Source organism: Nonomuraea sp. NPDC048901 (assembly GCF_040649695.1).
Classification (GTDB): Bacteria; Actinomycetota; Actinomycetes; order Streptosporangiales; family Streptosporangiaceae; genus Nonomuraea.
Genome location: NZ_JBEZFW010000017.1, coordinates 14,972 through 33,730 on the forward strand (window position 1 = coordinate 14,972; position 18,759 = coordinate 33,730).

At 69.7% G+C, this 18,759-nt stretch carries 21 protein-coding genes and 1 pseudogene; 13 read left to right on the forward strand and 9 right to left on the reverse strand.

Annotation, left to right across the window (positions count from 1 at the left end; genetic code table 11):
* Positions 1-27: 27 nt before the first annotated feature.
* Positions 28-885 (reverse strand): FG-GAP-like repeat-containing protein, encoded by an 858-nt coding sequence (locus AB0C30_RS43100; protein WP_357955051.1) that lies wholly within the window; start codon positions 883-885, stop codon positions 28-30.
* A 152-nt stretch (positions 886-1,037) separates the two neighbouring features.
* On the opposite strand from AB0C30_RS43100, the gene AB0C30_RS43105 reads away from it, so the two are divergent.
* On the forward strand, positions 1,038-1,649 hold the full coding sequence (locus tag AB0C30_RS43105; protein WP_357955052.1) for a helix-turn-helix domain-containing protein: 612 nt from the start codon (positions 1,038-1,040) through the stop codon (positions 1,647-1,649).
* Between the two features lie 92 nt (positions 1,650-1,741).
* Here AB0C30_RS43105 and AB0C30_RS43110 read toward each other — a convergent pair whose 3' ends face one another.
* A complete protein-coding gene (locus tag AB0C30_RS43110) occupies positions 1,742-3,157 on the reverse strand; it encodes a PLP-dependent aminotransferase family protein (RefSeq protein WP_357955054.1) in 1,416 nt (471 codons plus the stop codon).
* A 74-nt stretch (positions 3,158-3,231) separates the two neighbouring features.
* On the opposite strand from AB0C30_RS43110, the gene AB0C30_RS43115 reads away from it, so the two are divergent.
* Positions 3,232-4,521 (forward strand): FAD-binding oxidoreductase, encoded by a 1,290-nt coding sequence (locus AB0C30_RS43115; protein WP_357955055.1) that lies wholly within the window; start codon positions 3,232-3,234, stop codon positions 4,519-4,521.
* A gap of 197 nt (positions 4,522-4,718) precedes the next feature.
* Positions 4,719-5,501, forward strand: coding sequence for a DUF4158 domain-containing protein (locus tag AB0C30_RS43120; protein ID WP_357955057.1), 783 nt, complete (start codon positions 4,719-4,721; stop codon positions 5,499-5,501).
* Between the two features lies 1 nt (position 5,502).
* Here AB0C30_RS43120 and AB0C30_RS43125 read toward each other — a convergent pair.
* The 4 genes and pseudogenes from AB0C30_RS43125 to AB0C30_RS43140 all read right to left on the reverse strand — a co-directional run.
* Positions 5,503-5,706 (reverse strand): annotated as a pseudogene (locus tag AB0C30_RS43125) (SDR family NAD(P)-dependent oxidoreductase); the annotation flags it as partial.
* Between the two features lie 36 nt (positions 5,707-5,742).
* On the reverse strand, positions 5,743-6,666 hold the full coding sequence (locus AB0C30_RS43130) for an alpha/beta hydrolase (RefSeq protein ID WP_357955059.1): 924 nt from the start codon (positions 6,664-6,666) through the stop codon (positions 5,743-5,745).
* A 45-nt stretch (positions 6,667-6,711) separates the two neighbouring features.
* Positions 6,712-7,569 carry an SDR family NAD(P)-dependent oxidoreductase gene (locus AB0C30_RS43135; protein WP_357955062.1) on the reverse strand — a complete coding sequence of 286 codons (858 nt, stop codon included), beginning with the start codon at positions 7,567-7,569 and terminating at the stop codon, positions 6,712-6,714.
* Entirely contained in the window at positions 7,566-8,510 is a 945-nt protein-coding gene (locus tag AB0C30_RS43140; RefSeq protein ID WP_357955064.1) for a helix-turn-helix transcriptional regulator, read from the reverse strand. Before AB0C30_RS43140 ends, AB0C30_RS43135 begins: the two co-directional genes overlap by 4 nt.
* A gap of 265 nt (positions 8,511-8,775) precedes the next feature.
* Between AB0C30_RS43140 and AB0C30_RS43145 the strand changes: the two genes are divergently transcribed.
* The 4 genes from AB0C30_RS43145 to AB0C30_RS43160 all read left to right on the forward strand — a co-directional run bounded on the left by AB0C30_RS43145 (position 8,776) and on the right by AB0C30_RS43160 (position 11,645).
* Complete coding sequence (locus AB0C30_RS43145) at positions 8,776-9,213, forward strand: SDR family NAD(P)-dependent oxidoreductase (RefSeq protein ID WP_357955065.1); 438 nt, start codon at positions 8,776-8,778, stop codon at positions 9,211-9,213.
* Positions 9,206-10,147, forward strand: a complete 942-nt coding sequence (locus AB0C30_RS43150; RefSeq protein WP_357955068.1) for a site-specific integrase — start codon at positions 9,206-9,208, stop codon at positions 10,145-10,147. The genes AB0C30_RS43145 and AB0C30_RS43150 overlap by 8 nt, the downstream gene beginning before the upstream one ends.
* Positions 10,148-10,707: 560 nt before the next feature.
* On the forward strand, positions 10,708-11,199 hold the full coding sequence (locus AB0C30_RS43155; RefSeq protein ID WP_357955071.1) for a hypothetical protein: 492 nt from the start codon (positions 10,708-10,710) through the stop codon (positions 11,197-11,199).
* 110 nt (positions 11,200-11,309) lie between these two features.
* A complete protein-coding gene (locus tag AB0C30_RS43160) occupies positions 11,310-11,645 on the forward strand; it encodes a hypothetical protein (protein WP_357955072.1) in 336 nt (111 codons plus the stop codon).
* A 74-nt stretch (positions 11,646-11,719) separates the two neighbouring features.
* On the opposite strand, the gene AB0C30_RS43165 is transcribed toward AB0C30_RS43160, so the two are convergent.
* Positions 11,720-12,466 carry an NAD(P)-binding domain-containing protein gene (locus tag AB0C30_RS43165; protein WP_357955074.1) on the reverse strand — a complete coding sequence of 249 codons (747 nt, stop codon included), beginning with the start codon at positions 12,464-12,466 and terminating at the stop codon, positions 11,720-11,722.
* 153 nt (positions 12,467-12,619) lie between these two features.
* Between AB0C30_RS43165 and AB0C30_RS43170 the strand changes: the two genes are divergently transcribed.
* From AB0C30_RS43170 to AB0C30_RS43185, 4 genes are all read left to right on the forward strand, one after another.
* Positions 12,620-13,450, forward strand: coding sequence for a helix-turn-helix transcriptional regulator (locus tag AB0C30_RS43170; RefSeq protein WP_357955076.1), 831 nt, complete (start codon positions 12,620-12,622; stop codon positions 13,448-13,450).
* Positions 13,451-13,537: 87 nt separating this feature from the next.
* Positions 13,538-14,020, forward strand: a complete 483-nt coding sequence (locus tag AB0C30_RS43175; protein ID WP_357955078.1) for a MarR family transcriptional regulator — start codon at positions 13,538-13,540, stop codon at positions 14,018-14,020.
* Positions 14,021-14,043: 23 nt separating this feature from the next.
* Entirely contained in the window at positions 14,044-14,838 is a 795-nt protein-coding gene (locus tag AB0C30_RS43180; RefSeq protein ID WP_357955080.1) for a class I SAM-dependent methyltransferase, read from the forward strand.
* A gap of 43 nt (positions 14,839-14,881) precedes the next feature.
* Positions 14,882-15,424, forward strand: a complete 543-nt coding sequence (locus AB0C30_RS43185) for an SMI1/KNR4 family protein (protein ID WP_357955082.1) — start codon at positions 14,882-14,884, stop codon at positions 15,422-15,424.
* A 29-nt stretch (positions 15,425-15,453) separates the two neighbouring features.
* Here AB0C30_RS43185 and AB0C30_RS43190 read toward each other — a convergent pair whose 3' ends face one another.
* Both AB0C30_RS43190 and AB0C30_RS43195 read right to left on the reverse strand, forming a co-directional pair.
* Positions 15,454-16,767, reverse strand: coding sequence for an ABC transporter permease (locus tag AB0C30_RS43190; RefSeq protein ID WP_357955084.1), 1,314 nt, complete (start codon positions 16,765-16,767; stop codon positions 15,454-15,456).
* Positions 16,764-17,489 (reverse strand): ABC transporter ATP-binding protein, encoded by a 726-nt coding sequence (locus AB0C30_RS43195; protein WP_357955086.1) that lies wholly within the window; start codon positions 17,487-17,489, stop codon positions 16,764-16,766. The genes AB0C30_RS43190 and AB0C30_RS43195 overlap by 4 nt, the downstream gene beginning before the upstream one ends.
* A 290-nt stretch (positions 17,490-17,779) precedes the next feature.
* On the opposite strand from AB0C30_RS43195, the gene AB0C30_RS43200 reads away from it, so the two are divergent.
* Entirely contained in the window at positions 17,780-18,178 is a 399-nt protein-coding gene (locus AB0C30_RS43200) for a DUF4253 domain-containing protein (RefSeq protein ID WP_357955088.1), read from the forward strand.
* Positions 18,179-18,289: 111 nt separating this feature from the next.
* Positions 18,290-18,700: a VOC family protein gene (locus AB0C30_RS43205; protein ID WP_357955090.1), complete on the forward strand. Its 411-nt coding sequence runs from the start codon at positions 18,290-18,292 to the stop codon at positions 18,698-18,700.
* The last annotated feature ends 59 nt before the right edge of the window (positions 18,701-18,759 follow it).

Here is an 18,759-nt window from a genome sequence, read left to right on the forward strand (position 1 = left end):
CAGCCGCTGGTACGGGGATGGAGGTGCTCAGAAGAAGGCGTTGAAGGCGTTCCAGCCCGCGTTGCCGATCTTTTCTTTGGCGGCGAAGGGAGCCGAGGAGACGCCGGTGCCCTTGAAGAGCCACAGTGCGCCGGCGGAGTCGCGGGCGATCAGGTCGGCTTTGCCGTCCCCGTTGTTGTCGCCGGTGGAGACCAGGGCGGTGTAGGCGTCCCAGCCGGTGCCCGCGCTGATGCGGGCGCCCAGGATCTGGTCGGCGGTGATGCCGCCGGTCCCCGGATAGATGTAGAGGGTGCCGGCGGTGGTCCTGGCCAGCAGGTCGTTCTTGCCGTCGCCGGTGTAGTCGCCGTAGCCCGCCAGGGCGTCCATGCCGTTCCAGCCGGCGGTCCCGGCCTGGACGCGGGCCGCGAGACCGCCGTCGGTGCGGCCCGGGTAGAGCCACAGGGCGCCGGCCGTGTCCCGTGCGATGATCTCGGGCGCGGCGCTGCTACCCATGTTGCCCGGGGTCATGATCAGGTTGTAGCCGTCCATGTTCGAGGCGACGGGCATGGTGGAGGTGCCGCGCTCGGCGGTGTAGTAGAGCTCGCCGCCCAGACGGAAGAACAGGTCGTTCCTGGTGCCGTTCTCAGAGGTGTTGGCGCGCAGGATCGCGGTCGCCGCGGAGAAGCCGCCGCCGAGATCGACGGCGGTCTCGAGGCCGCCGGTGCTCTTGGGCTCATAGGCGAGCAGGTGGCCGTCGCTCGCCCTGCGTACGAACAGGGGCAGCATGGGCGCACCCGCCGCGGCGGACGCGGCGGGCGCGGTGAGCAACGAGCCCAGCACGGTGAACAGGACCAGCGCTGCCAGGGTTCTGGCACGGGCTAACGCCCGGTTTACGGGTTTGGACATTCGATGTGACCTCGTATGGCTAGGAGGGGTCGACCTCGCGGGTGGCGTACTCGCTCTGCCCGCGAGAATGTCTCCAAGATACACAGTTGCAGAGCACGTGCTCTGTTATTCTGGTTAGCGTGCCTCGCCCTCGGGTTCATGACCTGGATCACTTGCTGGATGTCGCCGAGCGACTGGTGGTCGACGGCGGTCCGGAGGCCTTGACGGTGCGCGGGCTGGCGGCGGCCTCCGGGGTGTCGAACGGGGCGATCTACCACGCGTTCGGGTCGCTGCCGGTGCTGCTCGGGCGGCTGTGGCTGAGGGCGGCGGAAGAACTTCTGAATCTGCAGATCGAGCTCGTCGACGCGGCGCGGGGCGACGGCCAGGAGGCGGCGGTCGAGGCGGTGGTGGCGGCGGCGAGCGCGCCCGCGGTGTTCGCCGACCGGCGGCCCATATCGGCGCGGCTGCTGATGACGACGCGACGTGACCAGCTGCTCGGTCCCCAGGTTCCGCAGGAACTGGCCGAGGCGATGTTCGCCCTGGACAAGCGGCTGATGATGTTGCTGTCCGGGCTGGCGCGGGCGCTGTGGGACCGGGCCGACAGGGCGGGCGTCGAGGTGATGACGCTGTGTGTGGTCGATATGCCGACGGCGATGTTCCGCCGGACGTTGACCGCGCCGTCCGCGGACGGCCTGCCCGAGATCGGCGCCGACAGCCGGGAACGACTGAAGGCCGCGGTCCGCGCCGCCCTAACCCTTCCGCCACCGCCCCCGCACGTCGGCTAGCACGTTCCCACGGGGACGAACTGACCACGCCGCCCGGGTCCGCGCGCTCTCCCGCGCCCCAGCACCCCCACGGCCGAGGGGAAGGCGCCCGGCTACTGACGGCGGAGGGAGCCGATGGCATCGGCGAGCAGGTCGATGCCCTCGACGACGGCCGGTTCGGTCAGGTTGCCGTACCCGAAGACCAGACCTTCCGGTCCCGCCTTCTCCACCCAGTAGGGGGCCAGGCCGTAGACCCCGAGGCCGCGTTCCAGCGCCGCATTCGTCACAGCCGCCTCGGTCAGATCGGGTGGCAGCCACGTCATCACATGGAGGCCCGCGGAGACTCCGATCGGCACGAGGTCCGGCACCCGCTCGGCCAGCCGGCCGACGAGCGTGTCCCGCAACTGCCGGTACCGCGGCCGCATCCGGCGCAGGTGCCGATCGAACTCACCCCGCGCTACGAAGTCCGCGAAGGTCAGCTGGTCGAACACCGGCGAGCCGCGATCGTCGGCCACCTTGGCCGTCGACATCGGCTCGACCAGACGGCTCGGCAGGATCAGCCAGCCGAGCCGGAGCCCTGGCGCCAGCGTCTTGCTCGCCGTACCGGCGTAGACCACGGACTCCGGCGCCAGGCCCTGGATGGCGCCGATCGGCTCGCGGTCGTACCGGTACTCCGCGTCGTAGTCGTCCTCGATGACCAGAACATCGTGCTTCGTGGCCCACGCGACCAACCCGGCCCGCGTCTGCGCCGAAGCCACCGCACCGGTCGGGAACTGGTGGGCAGCGGTCACCAGGACGACGTCGGCTCGCGACCGCTCGAGCGCCTCCACCTCCAGCCCGGTCTCCAGCACCGGTACGCCGACCGTCTCCAGCCCCGCCTTCGTCGCGACGTCGCGAACCTCATTGTCGGACGGGTCCTCGACCGCCAGCCGGCGATACCCGGCAGCCGCCAGCACCTGCAGGAGCAGCCGCGAACCTTGGGCGAAGCCGTTGCAGATCAGCATGTTCTCCGGCCGCGCCGACGTACCGCGAACCCGGTTCAGGTAGTCGGCCAGAGCCTCACGGAGTTCGGTGGTGCCGCGCCCGTCCAGGTAGGCCAGGCTCCTGTTCGGCGTCTCGTTGAGCACCTTGCGGATCGACCGCAACCAGGCAGCGCGAGGGAACTGGGAGACGTCCGGCTTGCTGTACTTGAAATCGATCCGGGGCGGCTCACCGGTTGCCGCGGCGCTCTTCTGCTCCACCTGGATCCCGGCCGCCGCCGGCGCCACCTGCGTGTAACCGCCGGTCCGGCTGACCAGATACCCCTCGGCCACCAACTGCTGGTAGGCCTCGACGACCACTCCCCTGGACAGCCCGAGATCCGTCGCGAGGGCGCGCGTCGCCGGCATCACCGCGCCGGCCCGGAGCAGCCCCTGCCGGATCCGGTCCCGGATGCCGCTTTCCAACTGCTGGTGCAGCGGCACGGACGAGTCGCGCCGGAGCTCGACGAGCAGCTCACCGGTGCCCAAATTGGTCCTGGATCGGCTCACAGAACTGGACCTTATCGAAGTACCGCTTCGCTGTCAGGGTGGTGAGCACCACCACTTGCGACAGGAGTACGACGATGACCACCACCGCTCTCACCCTTGAACTGCTGCACCCGGGAGAGGCCGGGTACGACGAGGCGCGAACGGTCTGGAACGCGATGATCGACCGGCACCCGGCCGTGATCGCCCGCTGTCACGCCACCGCGGACGTCGCGGCGGCGGTCCGCTTCGCCCAGGCCGGGGACCTGGAGATCGGGGTCCGCTGCGGCGGCCACAACATCGCCGGACTCGCTGTACCCGAGGGCGGGATGATGATCGACCTGACGCCGATGAACAAGGTCCGCGTCGACCCCGAGCGGCGGCTCGCCTGGATCCAGGGCGGCGCCCTGCTCGGCGAACTGGATCGCGCCGCGCAGGAGTACGGCCTGGCTACCACGGCCGGCAATGTGTCGCACACCGGCGTCGGCGGCCTCACCCTCGGCGGCGGGATGGGCTGGCTCGCCCGGCAGTTCGGGCTCGCCTGCGACAATGTGGCCTCGTACGAAGTCGTGACCGCCACCGGCGACATCGTGACAGCGAGTGCGACCGAGAACCCCGAGCTGTTCTGGGGACTGCGCGGTGGCGGCGGCAACTTCGGCATCGTCACCTCGTTCGAGTTCCGCTTGCACCAGGTCGGCACCCGCACCCTCGTCGCCGAGTTCACCTACGCCTGGGAAGAGGCCTTCGCCGTACTGCGAGGTTGGCGCGACCTGAACGCTACCGCACCCCGCCAGGCCACCTTCACCGCGAGTATCAGCGGCCAGGAACTGACCATCGGCTTCGTCTGGGTCGGCGACCCGGACGAGGGTGCCGAGCTGATCGCGGCCTTCCGCGAGCTCGGCACGATAGTTGCCGAGAGCGTCGAGGAGCTGTCCTACCTGACCCTGCAGAGCCGCGAAGACAGCGTGCAAGGACATCGGTTCCGCCGCTACTGGAAAGGCCACTACTTCAAGTCTCTGCCCGACGAGGCGATCCGCGCCCTGCTCCGCAACCCCGGCATCGGCGCCAGCCTGCAGGCGTACGGCGGCGCGATCGCCGAGGTCGCGGACGACGACGCCGCCTTCAGCCACCGCGACACCCAGTTCGAGTTCGTCACCGCCACCCGCTGGGAGGATCCCGCCGACGACGCCGAACGGATCGCCACGATCCGCGCGTACGCCGCCACCCTCGACCCGTACGCCGGCGGCGCCTACGTCAACACCCTCAACGGCGAAAGCGTCAACCGCGCCTTCCCCCCGGCCAAGCTGGCCCGGCTGACCGCGCTGAAGAACAGCTACGACCCGGCCAACGTCTTCCACCTCAACCAGAACATCCGGCCGACCGTCTAGCGCCTCTTGTCCAACTGCTCCAGGCCCCAACCGGGCCAGTCCTGCGACGACATCCACCCGCCGAACTCGAAGCCGCCCACTACCGTCAAGGCTTTCGAGGAGGCTGAGTGCAGGAATTGGCGCTAGGAACTTGATCTTCGTTTCGGTTCGATGACGAGGACTGTTTGCCCTGATGAATGGTCCTACGGTCCTGGCTCATGCCATTCGAATTTCTCTCCGATGAGCAGGTAGCCCGCTACGGCCGCTTCCCCGAGGAACCGTCGGCGTCCGAGCTGGAGCAGTTCTTCCGACTGGACCGGGCGGCGCTGGACGCGCTGGCTGACAAACGCCGCCCGGCCACCCGGCTGGGGTGGGCCGTGCAGCGGGCAACCGTGCGGATGCTCGGGGTCTTCCTGACCGAGGACCCGCTCGCGGTCCCGTCCGGGGCGGTCGCCTTCGTAGCCGAGCAGCTGGATCTGGATCCGGCCTGCTTCGCCGACTACGGGCAGCGGCCCAAGACCGCCTACGAGCACGCGTGGCAGATCCGCGAACTGCTCGGCTACCGCGACTTCGGTGCGTGCGAGCAGGAGGTGCGCCAGTACGTGGCGGCGCGGGTGTGGGCGTCGGTGGAGGGACCACGGGCGTTGTTCGACCGGGCGCGGGTGCACCTGCTCAAGGAGCGGATACTGCTGCCGGGCATCACGGTCCTGGTGCGGCTGGTCGGTGAGGTTCGGCGGGCGGAGAACGAGCGGCTGCACGCGCTGTTGTCGGGCCGGTTATCGCAGGAAATGCGTGCCGCGTTGGTGGGGCTGCTGGCGGTGCCGGACGGCAAGCGTCGTTCAGAGCTGGAGCGGCTGCGTACGCCGCCGAGGAGGGCCTCGGGCCGGGTGATGGCCGAGGAACTGCGCCGGGTGAGCGAGATCGCCCGGCTCGGCGCCAGGGTGGGCCGAATTCCTGGGCGGCGAACTCCACCAGGCCCTCGACGTCGTCGGGCCGGGTGACGTCGGTGACGCGGGCGGTGGCGGTGCCGCCGGCGTCCCGGATGCTGGTGACGAGGTCGTTGAGTTTGTCGGCGTTGCGGGCGGCCAGGACGACGCGGGCGCCGCAGGCGGCCAGGGCGTGGGCGCTGGCTGCGCCGATGCCGGAGGAGGCGCCGGTGATGACGCTTACGCGGTCCTGCAGGTGGTCGGTGCGGCTGTTGGGCATGGTGGGGCTCCCCCTCGTTTTCTGCCTAAGTTCCGGTCAGTGGGTGCGGGCGCCCTCGTCGAACTCCAGGAACATGGTGGTGAAGTAGCCGGGGTTCTCCTCGGCGACCCAGTGCCCACAATCGGGGACGAGGCGGCCGGTGACGTTCTCGGCGATCTGGCGGCACATCGGCTCGTATTCCTTGGACAGGATCTGCGTGCCGCCGCCGGAGGCCAGAACCGGGATGGCGAGCTTGCCGTGGCGGGAAAGGTCGGCGCGGTTGAGGTCGGCGTCATGGTCGAGTTCGCGGTAGATCTCGCACAGGGCGCGCATCGCGCCCGGCGCTTCGAACGCGCGGGCGTAGAGGTCCAGATCGTCGTTGCCGATGGCGTCGGGCTGGTAGGCCAGGTCGTCGAAGAACCGGTTGATGTACCAGCGTTCACGCCCATGGGTGAGGTAGACGGCGATGTCGGGGTTGGCGGGGAAGTCGAAATGCCAGGCGCTCTTGGCGACCTTGCGCTGCTCGTAGTAGTCGGTGCCGGGCAGCGGAGCCTCCATGAACGTCGCGCTGACCACGTCGGACCGGTAGCGCAGCGCGTAGCTGAGCGCGAGCATCGACCCCAGGTCGTGGCCAACCAGCGACACCGGCCCCGTCACCGCCAGGACGTCGTGGACCAGGCTGTGCAGGTCGCCGGCCATGGTCCATTTGTCGTAGCCGTCGCGCGGCTTGGTGGAGGCGCCCGCCCCGCGGTAGTCGGGAGCGATCACCCGGTAGCCGGCCTCGGCCAGCGGGCCGATGACCTTGCGCCAGGCGTAGCGGGTCTGCGGGGCGCCGTGCACCAGCAGCACCGTCTTGTCGGGTTCGCGGTCGACCGGCACGGCGAGGGTGTAGCCCAGGCGCACGTTGCCGTCCTGGTCGACCCACGCTTTGCCATGCCTGACGTGGACACTCTCTTCGGCCGCGTCGAAGCGCTGGTGCATGGCGCGGTGATCCTTTCCTGACATGCGAGGTCGCGTGCGGGCCGGTCAGCGGCCGGGCGCGGCGGGCTCCCGGCGCGGCGCCGCGGGGCGGCCGGTGTCACGCGGGCGGGTGATGCGGGCCTGGCGGGCGGCCTTGAGCGGTTCGGGCAGAATCCGGTTGACCAGAGCGGTGAGCTTGGTGGCCAGGTCCCCGCCGACGACATGATGCTTGCCCGCCATGAGCGCGCGGAAGCCCTGTGCGGCGACCTCGACGCGGCTGTTCTTCTTGGCGCCGGGGCCCAAAGCGGTGTTGCTCATCCCGGCGTTGGCGTGGAAGTCGCTGTCGGTCGCGCCGGGCAGCAGCGCGGTCACGGTGACGCCGGGGGCGCGCTCCTTGAGCTCCTGGCGCAGCGACTCGGCGAAGGAGTAGGTGAAGGCCCGGGTCGGCCCGTACACGGTCTCGTACGGGGTCGGGGTGAGCGCCGAGATGGAGGAGGTGATGAGGATCCGGCCTCTGCCGTGCTCGGCCATGTGCCGCACCACGGGCTTGGCCAGCGACACCACCGAGGTGGTGTTCAGGGCGATGAGGTCGAGCTCGTCGTCCAGGTCGGTGTCGAGGAACGCGCCGCCGATGCTGCGTCCGGCGTTCAGGACCGCCGCCCGCAACGGCCGTCCGGTGTCCTGCACCGCCTGCCAGACCGCGCGCACGCCCTCGCGATCGGCCAGATCGGCTTGGACGGGAAAGACGCGGGCGCCATGCCGTTCGAAGTCGGCGGCGATGCGGTGGATCTTGTCGCTGCGGCCGGTGGCCACCAGGTCGTAGCCGTCACGGGCGAACAGCAGGGCCAGCTGGTAGCCGATCCCGCCCGACGCGCCGGTGACCAGCGCCAGCGGACGTTCGGAGGTGTGGTGGGTGGTGCTCATGAGGTGCTCCTATCGGTGTGTGCGGTGTCCGTGGCGGCGTCTGCGGTGTCGGTGGCGGACCGGGCCGCCGAGCCTGACGCCTTCTGCCTGCCGGTGGCGGGGTCGGCGGCCCAGCTGGCCAGCAGCCGCCAGGCGTCCTGGTCGGCCTGGTCGTCTGCGGGCAGGTACAGGAAGAGGGTCTGGTCTTCCTCGCCTGGTATGGCGAGGGCCTGGTAGTCGATGGTGAGCGGCCCGACGATCGGGTGCCGGAACCGCTTGCGGCCGAAGGTGCGGGTGAGCACCTTGTGGTCGGCCCACCAGCGGCGGAAGTGCTCGCTCTTCATCGCCAGCTCCCCGACCAGCTCCGCGGTGCGGGTGTCGTCGGGGTGGCGTCCGGCGTCCAGTCGCAGGATCGCCGTCATCTCCGCGGCGATCCGCTCCCAGTCCAGGTAAAGGTCGCGGGCGGCCGGGTCCAGGATGATCCAGCGGGTGAGGTTGCGCTCCCGATACGGCATGGCGTCGAAGTCGGCCAGCAGGGCCCGGCACAGGTGGTTGCTGGCCAGGATGTCCCCACGCCGGCCCAGGATGAACCCGGCCTGGTCGGTGAACGACTCCAGGAACCGGTGCAGCCCCGGCCGGACCCGCTGCACCATCGGCACGCCGGACGGTTTCCCCCCGCCCGTGTGCGCCCGCATCAGGTCCGACAGGTGAGCGCGCTCAGCCTCGTCCAGGCGCAGCGCCGCGGCGATCGCCTCCAGCACGCCCGGCGACGGGCTGATCGGACGGCCCTGCTCCAGCCGCGTGTAGTAGTCGGTGCTCACCCCGGCCAACTGGGCAACCTCCTCCCGGCGCAGGCCGGGCACCCGCCGGTAGGCGCCGCGCTCAGGCAGTCCGACCGATTCCGGACTCACCCGGGCACGGCACCGGCGCAGAAACTCACTCAACTCCACATTTCTGGCCATATCTCCATGCTGCCCCCGCCCGAGAGGCCTGACCCGCCCGCAACGTAGGACGCTGCGTCCTATGTATCCGCTGACCAGGAACAACAGGGACACTCATCGCGCCCCACCACCCCGCGACCGGGTCGTGTACTGGACATCGGGCCCGCCCGGAACACCGGCCGGACCCGCCTGCCCCGGCCGCGCCAGGCCCAGGGCACGCACCCCCGTCGCGGGCGTGGCGTCCGCGCAAAGGGGGGAACCTTCGTCAACATTCGGGAGATCACACGTGAAGACCTGGCTCATCACCGGCTGCTCGACCGGGTTCGGCCGCGCCCTGGCGCTCGCCGTCCTCGACCACGGCGATCAGGCCGTCGTCACCGCCCGCCGCCCCGAACAGATCCGCGACATCATCGAACGCGGCGGCGACCGGGCCCTGGGCCTGCCGCTGGATGTCACCGACCCCGCGCAGGTGCGGGCCGCGGTCGCCGCGGCCGAGGACCGGTTCGGCGGCATCGACGTGCTGGTCAACAACGCCGGTATCGGCTACTTCGCGGCCGTGGAGGAGAGCACCGACGAGGAGATCCGCCGGATCTTCGAGATCAACGTCTTCGGGCTCTCCGACGTCATCCGCGCCGTCCTGCCGGGCATGCGCAAGCGCGGCACGTTATCCGGTACATCATCCGGGCCAGTGCGACAAGCGCCGCCGGGCGGCCGGCATGAGTAGCGCGCCGAAGGTCACCGCCCTGCGCGGCGAGCACGTCACCCTCGCCGCGGCCGCCGACGCCTTCCTCGCCACCCCGCGCACGGCCAACCCCAACACCCACCGCGCCTACGCCTCGGCCATCGACCGCGTCATCGCCCTGCTCAACCGGGACCGCCCGCTGGCAGAGGTGACCGACTCCGAGATCGGCCAGGCGCTCGCCGAGCTGTGGGGAGCGAGCGCGCCGGCGACCTGGAACCGCAACCGCGCCGCCGTCACCTCCTGGCTGACCTGGTGCCAGACCAAAAAGCACTGGACCGCCCCGTCGATCCCGGCCGACGCCGAACGCCGCAAGGAAACCGCCGACGAAACCCGCGCCATCGCCAAGACCACCATCCACCGGCTGCTGTCGCGCCGCGACATCCCCCTGCGCGAGCGGGCGCTGTGGCGGATGCTCTATGAAACGGCGGCCAGAGCTGCCGAGATCCTCGCGCTCAACGTCGAGGACCTCGACCTCGAGCACCGGCGCGCCCCCGTCCGGTCCAAGGGCGGCGCCGTCGAATGGGTGTACTGGGAAAGCGGCACCGCCCACCTGCTGCCCCGCCTGCTGCGGCTCCCCGACAGCAGCGCACGCACCCGCGGCCCGCTGTTCCTATCCGAACGGCGCCCCGTCCCGGCCCGTCGCCCGGCGGCCGCCGATATCTGCCCGCACACCGGCCGTGCCCGGCTCGGCTATGACCGCGCCCGCGTCCTGCTGGAGAAGCACGCCGGGCTCGACCTGCACCAGCTGCGCCATTCGGCGGCCACCCACCTCGGCGACGCCGAGATCCCGCTGCAGCTCATCATGGGCAAGACCCGGCACAAAAACCCCCGCACCGCCATGCGCTACGTCAAACCCGGTGCCGAGGCCATCGCCAAGGTCACCGAGGCCCTGGCGCCTCTCCGCCGTACCCACTGATCAACCGAGTGGCGGCCGGCCGTAGCTACAGGAATCCCGGGCCATCACAGACCACTAACAGGACCAAGAAGTCACAGGTCGCTACCGCCAATTCCTGCACTCAGCCTCCTCGAAGGCCTCAACAAGCCGCCCTCACCCAGGCTGGTCACGCACACCCATAGGTCTCCGGCCCAGCGGCACGGTTGCTCGCGGCGACCGGTACCGACACCCGGCCGCTGGTGGACGGCCGGCTCGCCCTGAGTTCGTCCACGATGCGGACCTGCTCGCGGCGGCCGACCGCCACGCAGCGTGTGTGCGCCGACTGCGGTGCCCAGTGTCAGCAGGGCCTCGCCGTACGCGGGCAGAGGCCGCGGTGCGTGGCCTGCAACCACATCGCCCTCCTGGTCGCCGAACAGATCAAGCTCCGCGAACGTCGCGCGGTGCTGACCACCTGGGGCGCGCGGCCTCCTGGACGCCCACGCCACGGCGGTGGTCTGGGCCCGGGTGCGGCCCCTCGACACTACAGCCGCCGCCGGGCGAAGATCAGAAGAGTTCGGTTTGCCTTTCTGCGGGAGGAAGAAGTGAGCGAGTACCCCCAGGATCGCCTGTACGCCGGTGAGCTGCACATGTGGGGCAACGGGGAGTGGTTCAAGCGCAACAGGAAGCTGGACACGCCTGGCGACCGGGTGAGGGTCGGCTTCACCACCTTCTTCATAGGTCAGATCCCCGACAGAGGGCTGCAGGTGCGGTTGCCTGAGGTAGGTAGCTACGTCGAGCTGGGTGACTACTTCGGTCGGGTCAGCTGGAGTCAGGAGGGGAATGCTGATTCTGACGAGGAGTGGGAGGACGGGGATGCTGCTCCTGACGAGGACTGGAGCGATTTCTGCGCACCAGTCGAGGCGAAAGTCGTCGCCGTCAACACCGAGCTCGCCAACACTCCGGAGCTACTCATCAGGGACCCCTACGGCGAGGGCTGGCTGTTTGAGATGGAGATCCATGACCACAATCCCAAGTCCGATTTCAATTGGGACGCGGACGGTTACGCCGAGTTCATCGCTCAGGACATCGACTAGACCGGCAATCTCCGGGAGTACCTCACGTATATGAGCCTCCATGAGGTGGCGCCTGTCCCGTGATCGCGTTCGCGCTCTCGCTGCGATAGCGCGCCGTCGCCCCGGCCTGCGTGACCGCCGCCACTGCCGCCAACAAAGGCCTGCTCGCCGGCCCGCTCCAATACGTCAGGGCGGCCGTGGTGGTCGCCGCGCTCGTCGTGCTCGGCCTGCGCCCGCGTCCCAGCGTCCCCATGGCCGAGGGGAAGGCGCCCAGCCCCTGGGCGGTGTTCGCCACGGTCGGCGCGCTGGTGGCCCGCTGGTCGCATCGCTCCGGCTGGTCGGACGCGCACCGGCTGGCGCTCGCGGCGGGGGCCATGCTCACGTACGCGTGGCACTCGTTCCCATGGGAGCCGGTCACGACCGAGCCCGTGAGCCAGGCGGTCGACCTGACCAGCAACGCATCTTGACGGTCGGCGCGATCGTCCTGCTGGTGATCGCGGCTCGCCGGGTCTCCACGTGACCAGCCGGAAGGACGGCTGACTCAGTCGTCGCTCGGGAGCCTGGCCGCCCCGGCCGGTTGGCGAATCGCGATCTCGACGAGCTTGCCGACCTGCGCTGCGGGAACGGCGACGCCGGGTGTCTGGACGGTCCAGCGGAGGAAGGCCTCAACGTTCATGGCGGGCGTCTCGCCGAGATAGGGGTGGATATATACCGGCGTGTTCGGTTCGCTGCGCCAGCTGTCGGCAAGCGGGCCGATGTCCACCCCGTCATAGCCGAGGACGTCCAGCAGCCGGATGGTCTCTGCCTTGGCCGCCGCGTCGTCGCCGGCGATGGGCAGGGCGCTGCGGTCCGGCGCTCCCGTCGGCCGGGCGAGGGAGAACAACTGGTGCGGGGTGATGGTGTTGAACACCTTGACCACCTGGGAGTCCGCGAGGTGGCGCTGGATCAGCGCGCTTGAGGTCAGTTCACCCGCGTCCAGCTCGGCCAGGTGGCCGTCCCGCTCGGGGTAGTAGTTCGCCGTGTCCAGCACCGTCTTGCCGGCCAGCGCTTCGGCGGGGAGCCGCTCGTAGGCGTTCAGCGGGATGGCCGCCACCACCAGGTCCGCGGCGCGTGCCGCTTCTGCCGGTGTGGCCGCACGTGCACCCCCGCCCAGCTCGGCGACGAGATCGGCGAGGGTCTCGGGCTCTCGCGAATTGCTGAGGACAACCTCGAGGCCGGCCGCGATGGCCAGGCGGGCAACGGAAGAACCGATCATTCCGCTGCCGATGAGTCCGAGCGTTTTGGACATGACTTGTCTCCATTCATTCGGGTGGATGCCGGGACAGGAGCTCGTGGGTGGCTCGCCTGACAGCGTGGAGCCGCCGCGATCGTCCGGCCAGGCCCGTGTCCTGCGTACTCACGGCGTGATCACCCGCCGCACGCCCAGACGTAGGGTTGTCGCGTGGACGACCGGATCGAGCTGAGCGAGTTCCTCAAGTCGCGCCGTGCCCGCCTGCGCCCGGAGGACGTCGGGCTGCGCGACTACGGCCGAGCGCGCCGGGTCGCGGGCCTGAGGCGTGAGGAGCTGGCCCGGCTGGCGGGCGTGAGCATCGCCCACTACACGCGTCTGGAACAGGGCAAAGGCGACAGCGTCTCGGACGAGATCTTGGGCGCCGTCGGCGCGGCGCTGCGCCTGGACACCGACGAACTGACGTACCTGCACCGGGTAGCACGGCGTCCCCAGCCGTGCGCGGGTGCCGGAGACCCGTCGGAGGTGCCTCTTGGCTTTCGTCACCTGTTGGCGTCGTTCGTGACGACGCCGGCGCTGGTGATCGGCCGGCACACCCAGATCGTCGGCTGGAACCAACTCGCCGTGGTGGTGTTCGGGGACTTCCCCGCGTTGGCCGAGAACCGCCGCACGCTCTCGCACCTGCTGTTCACCGAGCCCTCCGCGCGTCTGCTGCACCGCACCGGTTGGGAGCGGGCGGCGCGCGAGCACGTGGGGCATCTACGCGTTCTGCTCGGGCGCCATCGCGGGGACGCCGGACTCGCGGCGCACATCGGCGACATGCGGGAACTGAGCGCGGACTTCGCGCGGATATGGGCCGAGCATCCCGTCGCGCGCCTGCGGTCCCGGACGTACGTGCTGCACCACCCGGTCGTGGGCGAACTGACCCTGCACCGCGAGCTCATCACGCTGCCCGACGAACCGTCGTGCTGCGGGCTGGACCTGTACGCCGCCGAGCCGGGCTCGGCAACTGAGCAGGCACTGAAAGAACTCGGGAGCTTGTAGGCCGCGTGCCTGTTCTCTCCGGCGCCAAGCGCGTATAGTTCGTTAAGATTCTTCTTAACGATCGATGCTATATAGGCGGTAGATGCGGTGACCGAGATCTCCCCGGACGAGGCCGAGTTCGTTGACCGGCTCGGGCTGTTCTTCGAGATGGTGGGCGGTCCCCGCACGATGGGACGGATCTACGGCTGGCTGATGATCTGTGATCCGCCGCAGCAGTCGCTGACCGAACTGGCGGCCGCGCTCGGGGTGAGCAAGCCGTCGATCAGCACCGTCATCCGGCCCATGCAGGAAGGCGGCCTGGTGGAGCGGCTGCCCTCCTCGACCCGCGAGCACCGTTACCGGCTCACACCCGGCGGTTTCACCCGCGTGCTGCAGGTCCAGCTGGATCGCATGGGAGCCGGTGCGGAGGCGGCCGAGTTCGGGCTGTCGGTGATCGGGGAGGGCCGCCCGGAGCAACGGGACCATCTCGAAGAGCTCCGCGACTTCTGCGAGTTCTCCGCCACCGAGGTCCACGACGAATTCATGCGGCGGTGGGAGGACTACCGCGCGACAAAAAGGAGAGGGCGATGAGAGAGAAGGTAGACTTCACCGGCGTGGAGCGGACGATGCTCGCCACCCTGTATCTCCGGGCCTGGGAAAGTCGTTCGAAGGATTCGATTCTCCGGGATCACGTCGCGGCCGGGGTCGTGGATCGTATCGACTACGACTTCGGCAAATTGATGCTACGCGGCGGGGCGGGCAACCGGTTCATGCTGGCATTGCGCGCCAGGCAACTCGACGATTGGACCGCCGATTTCCTCCGCCGGCATCCGGACGCCGTCGTGCTGCACCTGGGCTGCGGGCTGGACAGCCGGGCGTTCCGGCTCGACCTGCCGGTCGGTGTCCGCTGGTTCGACGTCGACCTTCCCGATGTCATCGACCTGCGCCGCAAGCTCTATCCGGAGCTGGACGGGTACCGCACCATCGGCTCCTCGGTCACCGAAACGAGGTGGCTGGACGAGATTCCCACGGAGTATCCGGTGCTGGTCATCGCCGAAGGGCTGCTGATGTACCTCACCGAAAACGAGAACAAGCGGCTGCTCCAACAATTAACCGACCGTTTCGGCAGCGGAGAATTACTGTTCGATGGATTCGCCCCATGGGTCGTTCGCCTGACACAGCGGATGTCGAAGAGGCTGGCCCGCAAGGGATATCCGTCCTACTCGTCGGCGATTCGGGACCGCCGGGAGATCGAGCGGTGGAATCCGCGATTCAGGTATCTCGAGGACGTCCCCTTCGCCTCGCTGTACGCGAAGATTCCCGTGCGCGTTTACCGCGTCACGTACCGCCTCATGAACATGATCCCCGCGTCCAGAGACTTCTACCGGATGTTCCGCTTCGGTTTCTGACCGCGCCGGGCACCAGACCCGATTGATCGTTTAATCTTTCCGGGTGACGGACACACCTGAAGGTCTCGCGTTGCCCACTGCCCTGGCCGAGGTGGCTGAGGTCGGCTTCGAGTGGGAGTGGGACGAGGAGACCGACGAGACCCGCGGCTGCGACTTCGAGCCATACGATCACTTCGAGGAGCCTGACCGGACGGCGTGGTGGTTCCGCCTGTGGACCGGCAACCAAGAGGTCGACGGCGGCGAGTTCCGCTTCTTCGGCACGACCGGGTCGGGCGACTACACCGGCTTCTGGCTGGTACGGCCCGATGCCGCGATCACCGAGCAGCCCGTTGTCTACATCGGGTCGGAGGGTGAGTCAGGTGTGATCGCCCGGGATCTCGGCGATCTCCTCTGGCTGTTCGCCGCCGGGCTGGGCCCCGCCGAGGCCTTCACGGACCCCGGCTCCCCCACCGAGCCGAATGAGGCCTTCCAAACGATCGCCGAGCGACACGCACCCGCCCGCCGCCGTACCCCCAGGCAGATCGTCGCTGCCGCCCGAGCCGAGTTCCCGCAGTTCACGGATCTCATCGACGCGATGTGTCGCTGAGTGAGACTCACTTGGCCTTAGCTCGCCGGTCAAAGGGTCAGCAGCGACCCGTGCCGTGCTCTCCGTGTGGCGGCCAGTCCTCCGGCCAGGCCGCTCACAGCGCAGACCAGCACCAGCCCGGCGTACTGCGGCAGGGAGTAGGCGAACCACGCCTCGCCGGTCGCGGCCTTGCCGAGCGCGGTGAGCGAGGCGGCGGCGATGCCCGTTCCGAGCAGCGTCCCGGCGCACGTCACGATCAGCGTCTCCCAGCACACCGCCCTGACCAGCTGCCGAGGCTTGGTCCCCACGCTGCGCAGCAGCCGGATCTCTTCGGTCCGCTCGGCCATCGACATGGCCGTCGCGTTGAGCACCGAGATCACGGTGTAGACCACCGCCGACCCCACCAGCATCGGAGCCGCCCACGCCGACGCACCGGTACGGGTGACACCCGCCGCCGCGTCGGAGGTCGCCACGGCGAACAGGAAGGTGCACGCCAGCGCCACGGTCAACATCACCGGAGACGCCGCCGACATCGCCCGGCGCGGCTGAGCGACCAGTGAGGACCTGGCCAGCATCCCGGCACCCGGATCGAGCCGGGCCGCCACGGCTCCGAGCAGCCACCCCATCCCACGCAGCGCGACGGGGCCCAGCGCGGATGCGGCCACGCACAGCACCATCGTCGCCCCCAGCGCGGTCGGCGCCGCGTCCTTCGGCCTGACGTGCGGTACGAGCCACAACAGCACGGTGCCGCCGGCCAACGCCGCCGCTCCGATGACGGCCCTGGTCCAGGGCAGCAGCCGCCGCTGCGCCGCACTGTCCCGTAGCACCTCCAGCGGGCCCACACCTGCAGCCTTGCGCGCCGCGATGCGGGCCGCCAGCAGCGTCACCGCCAGCCCGACCACCAGCGCCACGATGAACGGCCCCGCCGTCACTTTCACCGGTACGCCTCCGGGCGCCAGTCCGGTCATCCGCATGAACGCCGCCATCATCACGGCGTACGGCACGGCCAGCGCGCAGCCCGCCGCACTCGCCAGCACGGCCACCACCAGCGCCTCCGCCGTGACCAGCCGGCTCACCTGCCGCGGCGTCATGCCGACCGAGCGCAGCAGTGCCAAGGTCCTGCGCTGCCTCAGCACGTGCAGACTCAGCATGCCCGCGACCACGAAGACCGACACGAACCCCGACACCACGGCCGACAACACCAGCAACCCCATGACGCCGTTCGACTCGTCATGTGTGGACGCGCCGGCGACCACTAGGCCGCTACCGCCCACCAGCATCACGGCCAAGGCCACCGCCGTGAACGAAGCGGCGAAGCCCATCCGATTGGTTCGTACGTTGTTCCAGGCCAGCACGAGTGTCACCGGCGACCACTCAACCGCATGCCGATCTGGTCCGCCGAGGGCCGGTCCAGGACGTCGACGATCATCCCGTCGGTCAGGAACAGCACGCGGTCCGCCCGGGCCGCCGCCTCCGGATCATGGGTGACCATCACCACCGTCTGGCCGAATTCGTCGACCGCCTCCCGCAGCAGTGCCAGCACCTCGTGCCCGGTGCGGCGGTCCAGCGCTCCCGTCGGCTCGTCGGCGAACAGCACCTCCGGCCTGCCTAGCAGGGCGCGGGCGATCGCCACCCGCTGCTGCTGGCCACCGGACAGCTGCGCCGGGCGATGCCCCTCCCGCCCGGCCAGGCCGACCCGGTGCAGCAACTCGCGCACGCGTGACGGGTCGGGCCGCTGCCTGGCCAGGCGGCGGGGCAGGATGACGTTCTGCCAGGCAGTCAGCGAGGGCACCAGGTTGAACGCCTGGAAAATGACGCCGATCCGGTCGCGGCGGAGCACCGCCAGCTCCTTCTCCCCCAGGCGGGTGATGTCCTGCCCGGCGATCAGGACCGCGCCCGAGTCCGGCCGGTCCAGCCCGGCCGCGCACTGCAGCAGCGTGCTCTTCCCTGACCCCGACGGGCCCATCACCGCGGTGAAACTGCCGCGCGGGAACCCGACACTGATCTGCCGCAGCGCGGCCACCTCGGCAGCACCTTTTCCATATGTCCTGGTCACTCCCTCAAGGTGAACCGCGTGATCGCTCATGATCGGCAAGCGTGCCGCAGCGCGTCGATCATCGCCCATCAGGTATCTCCCTGATCGGTCCCTGAGGCTCGCCGCACGCCTCCTGAGGGTGCGTCGTTCGTCGCGACAAGACCGGCCTTTACCCGCTGCTGCTGGACGAGCTCCGAGACGGCTCCGGATGGCCGTGGCACGACGGTGAACTCAATGCCGGGCCGATCGGTGCCATCGACGCGCTGACCGCCGAGAACGTACTGGTCGGGTTCTGGACCGATGGCTCGCTCGGCCCTTGGCCCGGACTGGCGCCGCCGGGCGTGCCGGGCCGGGATCCTGACACGGCTGCCGCGCTGCTCGCCGAGTCCCTCGGCGCGGCCCGCCCCCGGCTGCTCGGCCTGGTCCCAGCCACACGCGGCGCGGACACGCTGACGCTGTGCGCATGGACCGGGCCGCTCAACCACACCAACGAAACGGAGGAGATCTCGGCCGGGGTCCGTTCGTGGGAAGAGCGGTTCGGGGCTCGTGTGGTGACCGTGGGTTACAGCACGCTTGAGCTGTCCGTGGCCGCACCACCGACCACGCTCGAGCACGCCCGCCAGGTGGCGGCCGAGCATGAGGCGTTCGCCCCGGACACCATCTGGCAGGGCTGCGAAGACTTCGAGGACTATGCCGAAGCACTGGTCGGCTCCGGCGATTGGTCCTTCTGGTGGGACTGATGTCTTGGCCAGCGACCTCAAGCTCCAGAGGCGAGCGACGGCGAAACAGGTGAACGGACCGGTCAGGAATCGAGAAGCGCGGGTAACCGAGCCGCGCCTAGCCTGACCGCTATGGGTATCACCATTCACGCGAGCTTCCTGCCGCACGACGACCCCGATCTCTCCCTGGCCTTCTACCGCGACATCCTCGGCTTCGAGGTGCGCGATGACGTCGGATACGACGGGAAGCGCTGGATCACGGTCGGCCCCGCCGACCAGCCCGGCACGTCCATCGTCCTGGAGCCTCCGGTCGTGGACCCCGGCGTCACCGACGACGAGCGCCGCACCATCGTCGAGATGATGGCCAAGGGCACCTATGCCGGAATCCTTCTGGCCACCGCCGACCTGGACGGTGCCTTCGAGCGGGCGCAGGCCGGCGGCGCCGAGGTCGTCCAGGAGCCGACCGAGCAGCCGTACGGCGTCCGCGACTGCGCCTTCCGCGATCCCGCGGGCAACCTCATCCGCATCCAGGAGTCGCGCTGAGCCTCGACCGGGCCGGGCTGGCTGACGACCGGCGACGGCAGTTCGCTGAGCCGACCGGA

Excerpts from the sequence above, each read along its gene's own strand:
- AB0C30_RS43100 (WP_357955051.1), bottom strand. The coding sequence starts at position 885 with ATGTCCAAACCCGTAAACCGGGCGTTAGCCCGTGCCAGAACCCTGGCA.
- AB0C30_RS43115 (WP_357955055.1), top strand. The coding sequence starts at position 3,232 with ATGACCACCACCGCTCTCACCCTTGAACTGCTGCACCCGGGAGAGGCC.
- AB0C30_RS43120 (WP_357955057.1), top strand. The coding sequence starts at position 4,719 with ATGCCATTCGAATTTCTCTCCGATGAGCAGGTAGCCCGCTACGGCCGC.
- AB0C30_RS43130 (WP_357955059.1), bottom strand. The coding sequence starts at position 6,666 with ATGCACCAGCGCTTCGACGCGGCCGAAGAGAGTGTCCACGTCAGGCAT.
- AB0C30_RS43135 (WP_357955062.1), bottom strand. The coding sequence starts at position 7,569 with ATGAGCACCACCCACCACACCTCCGAACGTCCGCTGGCGCTGGTCACC.
- AB0C30_RS43140 (WP_357955064.1), bottom strand. The coding sequence starts at position 8,510 with ATGGCCAGAAATGTGGAGTTGAGTGAGTTTCTGCGCCGGTGCCGTGCC.
- AB0C30_RS43150 (WP_357955068.1), top strand. The coding sequence starts at position 9,206 with ATGAGTAGCGCGCCGAAGGTCACCGCCCTGCGCGGCGAGCACGTCACC.
- AB0C30_RS43165 (WP_357955074.1), bottom strand. The coding sequence starts at position 12,466 with ATGTCCAAAACGCTCGGACTCATCGGCAGCGGAATGATCGGTTCTTCC.
- AB0C30_RS43195 (WP_357955086.1), bottom strand. The coding sequence starts at position 17,489 with ATGAGCGATCACGCGGTTCACCTTGAGGGAGTGACCAGGACATATGGA.
- AB0C30_RS43205 (WP_357955090.1), top strand. The coding sequence starts at position 18,290 with ATGGGTATCACCATTCACGCGAGCTTCCTGCCGCACGACGACCCCGAT.